The sequence below is a fragment of the Ruegeria hyattellae genome, assembly GCF_041537925.1.
GTDB lineage: Bacteria > Pseudomonadota > Alphaproteobacteria > Rhodobacterales > Rhodobacteraceae > Ruegeria_C.
Genome location: NZ_JBGOSH010000036.1, coordinates 1 through 5,639, shown reverse-complemented (window position 1 = coordinate 5,639; position 5,639 = coordinate 1). Strand labels below are relative to the sequence as shown.

Genomic DNA, 5,639 nt, shown 5'->3' with positions numbered 1-5,639 from the left:
ACCGACAGGTCGCGGAAATCCAAGTCCGTGTCGCGGTGCTCAACCGCTACACCGCTCTTGGCATACCTGTCACTGAAGCCGTAGGCTAAGTCCGTCCGGGCAAAGGGGAAGTGCGTTCACGCCGCGATTTGTGCAACAAAGCCAAGATTACCACTAAGGGATTTCGGCAATAGGTAGAGATTTGTAATCTTTGTAACCAATTGGTCCGGACAAAAACGCAATGTAACTTATGTTGCGGGCTAGCTCTAGGACCAAGATCCCTGATATCAGGTCACTTGGATGTTGGTCTTTTGGTGCATGTCTTCGACTTAACCCTTTCAAGAACAAGGAGATTTTGTCATGTACAAGAAAGTCCAGTTCTTTACACCCCCCAATACGATGAGACCAATAGGGCCTTACAGCCATATTGCAAAAGCAGGCGATTTCATAACCATTGGTGCGACAGCCGGCGTCGACCCAGCCACAGAACGGCTCGTCGGCTCGGACGTAACCTCGCAAACGTTACAGATACTTGACGCATTTGAGACCATGTTGGAATCTGTCGGCTCCGACCTTGCTCATGTCATCCACATAAATGTTTTTTTGAAGGATATGAACGATTTCAACGCGATGAATGCCGCTTACGAAGCCAAGATGGGGAAACGAAGACCGGCACGTACAGCGATCGCGGTTGTCGATCTGCCAAAGTCGGACGCCCTACTCACGATGAACCTGACTGCAGTGGTGGCGGGTTTGCTGTGAATGCTAAGAGTTGGTCACGGGAACCAGCTGGATTGCCGCAGCCTTGTTGCATGTGTGGATACCTCCATTGATGCAAGTGTTTTTGGCGTTCAGAACATGTGATCGGGTGCGTTCATGTGTCAGGCCTTGATTGTGCGACACTTTACATGGCCGCGGGCCGGTTCTCTGGTTGCGGTATTGTCAAGTGGGGATGCCGTCCTCCAGAAATCATGGTTCTCTGGGAGGTCAAAAACGTTGCGCCTCATGATGGTTTGGCTGTGTCGCAAACTTTGGTCGACGTGTTGCACCTTCGCGCGGTTTGATCCAATGGCTGGTTGGTCTTTGACAACGTTTAGGAATGCCCAATGATCGACTTCAAAGGTGCACACTACCCGAAATCTGTGATCCTGTTCGCGGTCTATTTCTACGTTCGCTATGGCGTCTCTCACCGCGACCTGGAAGAGATCATGGCGGAACGTGGGGTATCGGTTGATCACGCGACGCTGAACCGCTGGGTCATAAAATACTTGCCTCAGGCCGCTCGCGAGGCGCAGAAACGGAAGGCCAACACCGCCGAATCTTGGCGCATGGATGAGACGTATATCAAAGTTCGTGGTGAATGGGTGTATTTGTACCGGGCCGTCGATCGTGATGGTCAAACCCTTGATTTCATGCTTTCGGAGAAGCGAGATACGAAGGCTGCAAAGAAGTTCTTCGCCAATGCATTATGCAACAATGGAATCCCGAAGCGGATCACCATTGACAAAAGCAGGAGCAACGCGGCCGGGATCAAGGAGATCAACAAGATCTTCAAGCGATTGCGGATACCGGTTAAGATCGACACTGTCAGATCTAAATACCTAAACAACATTATCGAGCAGGATCACCGATTCATCAAACGGCTCACGAGGCCGATGCTCGGCTTCAAGAGCTTCGTCTCGGCTGCGGCAACACTCGTGGGGATCGAGACCGCCAACATGATCCGCAAGGGCCAGCTAGGACCTTCGACAAGCGGATTCCGTCAATTTGCAGAGCTCGCTGGATAATAACCGCCTGCCAATGCGATAGCTCTGATCGACGCCAGAGTTTGCGACAGAGCCCGGCACGGGTGCTGCTTGACCACGCGTCGTTCGGCGCGCCGCCGACCACAGGCCAAGCGCCTCATCGCTGATCCAAATCGTCAGATCACCGCGCTGCCTCAAACCCTCGTTGTATTCAGCCCAGTTGGTCACACGATGCTTCTGCTTGGGGATCTTTGCCCGGCGACTAGCGTTGAACTTGTGCGGCATTCACGACATCCTGATGGAAACAAACCGCGTCAGTAACAGCCAACTGCCGATCTATGCAACAAGGCCCCCATTTGCCGTCTGTGAAAGCGGCCTGGCGCGAGATGAACCCTGGCTGTTTGCTGACATGCTCATCTTCGATGGCCTTGTCGACCGGTTCGAACGCGTCGGCTGTAACAGAAGTCCGTTTCTAAACAAGAACTGTTCCGCCTATATTGAGTTATGTCGCGAGAACACACTCATAGGCGCCTTGCAGCGATACTTGCCGCGGACGTTGTCGGGTACAGCCAGCGCATGTCGGCGGATGAGGTCGGTACGTTAGCCCGCCTGAATGCCGCCTACGCAGAAACCGTTCGTCCTGCGGTTTCCAGGCATTCAGGGCGTGTCTTCAAAGAAATGGGCGACGGATTGCTTGCCGAGTTCGCCAGTGCAGTGGATGCAGTGCTGTGTGCTTGGGAGATCCAAGAAGCCATTCGTCAACAACGGCTAGAAATCGGCGACGATTGTTTGGAATTCCGTATCGGGATCAATGTCGGAGATGTGATTATTGATGGAGACGACGTTTTTGGCGACGGCGTGAACGTCGCCTCGCGATTGGAGGCGGTCGCGGATTCTGGTGGAGTGGCCCTCTCCGAAGAAGTTTATCGTCACGTAGGGCGGAAAGTTGATCTGAATTTCGACGACCTTGGCAATCATCAGTTCAAGAACATTTCTCAGCCGATACGTGTCTACCGTCTCGTCACTGCGGAAGAGCCCATTGCGCCAATAGACGTTGAGGTCCTTTTAGCGAGACCTGCCCTCGTAGTGCTTCCATTGACGAACATGAGCGGTGACCCAGATCAAGATTACTTCGCGGACGGTTTGACAGAGGACATCATCACGGCGCTGTCTTGTTGGCGCTACTTCCCTGTCATTGCACGCAACTCCTCATTCGCCTTCAAGGGTGAAACCGTTAACGTGAAGACCATCGCAGATAAACTTGGAGCCCGCTATGTCCTGGAAGGCAGCGTTCGCAAATCTGGTGATCACGTAAGGATTTCCGCCAGATTAATTGATGCAATAACCGAGCATCACGTTTGGGCTGAGAGATTTGACGGCGCCTTAGGGAGCATTTTTGAACTTCAGGACGAGATTACTAAAAAGATCGCCGCTATTGTCGCGCCCGAGCTTGAGCGAGCCGAGCGCAAGCGCCTTTCTTCGGCAAAAGGGGCAATAAGCGCCTGGGACCTCCACCAACGAGGTATGTCCTGCTTTTATCAGACCAATCGACAGTCCAACGCGACCGCGAAAGATTTTTTTAAGAAGGCGATCGAATCTGACCCGAACTTCAGCACGGCCTATGCATCGCTGGCATTTTGTTATCATGCCGAAGTCGCAATTTGGCAGGTAGATAACCGAGAAGAAATCCTGTCCAAAGCGATTGCAGCCGCAACAAAGGCGGTTGAACTCGACAAGGGCGATTCCTACGCTCAGGCAATTCTTGGGACAGTCTACTTACGCATGGGGAAACACGACCTTGGACTGGCATGCTGCCGACACGCCATCGCTCTAAATCCCAGCAATTCGCTCGCACACGCAATTTTGGGGAACGCACTCTCGTTCGCGGGGCATCCGATTGAAGGGATCTCCAGCATACAACGGGCTCTCCTTCTTAACCCACATGATCCCAATGCACACTTCTACATCAACATGATTGCACGTTCATATTTGACGGCACGGGAACATGATCAGGCTGTCGAGTTTGCGCGGGAGTCGATCGGTAGACACGCAAACCACGCATTCGCCTACATTGTGCTGGCATCGGCGTTGGGTCACCTTGGAAAGCGAGAAGAGGCACAGACCGCAATTGACGAATGTGAACGAATTGACCCCGGGCGGATTGGGATGGAGGCCAGAGTGCTCCCAGTGGTTTTTCAGAATCTGTCGGACGCAAAACACGTTATGGACGGCTTGCATAAAGCTGGATGGACAGAATCACCGCGGTTATCCAAGCCGATAGGCAAATTGTAGACAGAGGGAATGTCCACGTTGGGACTCACTACCGACCTCGGAGGCGGCGCAGCATCGGCCCAACGCGAGCCGCCAAGCACAATCAAGGGCGGCCCATTCCCGACATTCACGTGTATCCAATTTCGACCTGCCCGCTTCGCCTAAACCGACCTTGACGCTCTGCGCAATATTTCGGAACCATCTAGGGAAGTACGCCAGTTGAACCGGACTTAACAACGTCGTTAGCAATGGACAGTAAGCAGCGATATGCTGTTATTTGAGATCATTCAAAAACCGCATCGGCGAATGATATGCTGCATGGCATTTTGGAACAAGAAACGGCAATCCGTCTCACTGTTTTCCTTGGCGTCCTGATTTCCATGGCGGTCTGGGAGTTAGCAGCCCCACGTAGAAGAGTGGAAATCCCTCGACTTCTGCGCTGGTCGAACAATCTTGCCTTGATTATGTTGGACACTTTGATTGTCAGGCTTGCATTCCCGGTTGTCGCTGTCGGGCTTGCCGTGATTGCCCATGTACATGGCTGGGGTCTCCTCAACCAGATGAGCATCCCAGGCTGGATAACCTTCCTAGTTGCGGTTCTGGTACTGGATCTCGCCATTTATTTGCAACATGTGCTGTTTCATGCGGTACCGGCACTTTGGCGTTTGCACCGAATGCACCACGCTGACCTGGAGTTTGACGTGACGACGGGCCTGAGGTTTCACCCAGTGGAAGTCCTGCTTTCTATGGTGATAAAGTTAGGCGTTGTGATGGCTCTCGGGCCGCCTGCATTTGCGGTTTTGATTTTTGAAGTGTTGTTGAATGCAAGCTCGCTGTTCAACCACTCCAACATTCGTCTTCCCCTCAGAGTCGATGCGGTGTTGCGGCTTTTCATCGTCACACCGGACATGCACCGCGTGCATCACTCAATTCACCCGTCGGAGACCAACAGCAATTTTGGTTTTAACGTGCCATGGTGGGATCGGATATTCGGAACCTATCTCGCACAACCCAAATCCGGGCATGAAGGCATGACAATTGGAATTGAGCAGTTTCGAAGTAGGCGCAATCTTTGGCTCGATCAGATGCTCATTCAACCGCTCCTTGGGCGGGCCAGCCGGTATCCGATAAACAGAGCGGACGAACCTTCGCAAAGTGATCCTGAACTGTAACTGACTGCTCTGGGCGCCCAGCAGACATTCCGAACACTGCAGCGACATGTGCATTGGGCTCCAAGCTGAGTTCAAGCGCGGTGCGGCATCTGTCCTGACTAGCCTCTGTTGTAGCCGACCTTGAGCACGTCATTTAAACTCTGCGGTCTCAGCCCGCTCTTCGGACATTTGCCGCAGGTGCAACTTTTTGAGGCTGGTAAACTCACAAACAGGCAACAAGGAGTTGTCACGTTAACACCCAGTCCACAAAGAAGTGCTGATGCTCAGATTTCAAGCTGCTTGGGTGGCGACATTCCAGGCGTCAAATGCCTCGAGACGGTGGTATCGAGTTGTTAAGGCGGAGCGGCGGCGAGCGGGGACGCTGAAGCAATTGCGGATTGCTGAGTGGGTCGCCACGAACCTTTGCAACCCTCCCGGAGAGCGATGGCCATGCATCGTCCTTTCCCGCTTTCGGAAAGGGAGATGACTGTTT

Annotated in this window: 4 protein-coding genes and 2 pseudogenes; 4 read left to right on the top strand and 2 right to left on the bottom strand. The window is 53.0% G+C overall.

Annotated features, from left to right (window positions below; translation table 11 throughout):
* The first annotated feature begins 339 nt into the window (after positions 1-339).
* Together AB1E33_RS29530 and AB1E33_RS29525 are read left to right on the top strand one after the other, a co-directional pair.
* Positions 340-741 carry a RidA family protein gene (locus AB1E33_RS29530; RefSeq protein ID WP_372580800.1) on the top strand — a complete coding sequence of 134 codons (402 nt, stop codon included), beginning with the start codon at positions 340-342 and terminating at the stop codon, positions 739-741.
* A gap of 344 nt (positions 742-1,085) precedes the next feature.
* Entirely contained in the window at positions 1,086-1,766 is a 681-nt protein-coding gene (locus AB1E33_RS29525; protein ID WP_372580799.1) for an IS6 family transposase, read from the top strand.
* Positions 1,767-1,864: 98 nt separating this feature from the next.
* Here the strand turns inward: AB1E33_RS29525 and AB1E33_RS29520 are convergent.
* Positions 1,865-2,009 (bottom strand): annotated as a pseudogene (locus AB1E33_RS29520) (IS5 family transposase); the annotation flags it as partial.
* A 219-nt stretch (positions 2,010-2,228) separates the two neighbouring features.
* On the opposite strand from AB1E33_RS29520, the gene AB1E33_RS29515 reads away from it, so the two are divergent.
* Positions 2,229-4,016 (top strand): adenylate/guanylate cyclase domain-containing protein, encoded by a 1,788-nt coding sequence (locus AB1E33_RS29515; protein WP_372580798.1) that lies wholly within the window; start codon positions 2,229-2,231, stop codon positions 4,014-4,016.
* A 290-nt stretch (positions 4,017-4,306) separates the two neighbouring features.
* Positions 4,307-5,167 (top strand): sterol desaturase family protein, encoded by an 861-nt coding sequence (locus AB1E33_RS29510; RefSeq protein WP_372580797.1) that lies wholly within the window; start codon positions 4,307-4,309, stop codon positions 5,165-5,167.
* A 270-nt stretch (positions 5,168-5,437) separates the two neighbouring features.
* Here the strand turns inward: AB1E33_RS29510 and AB1E33_RS29640 are convergent.
* A pseudogene (locus AB1E33_RS29640) lies at positions 5,438-5,639 on the bottom strand (IS6 family transposase); the annotation flags it as partial.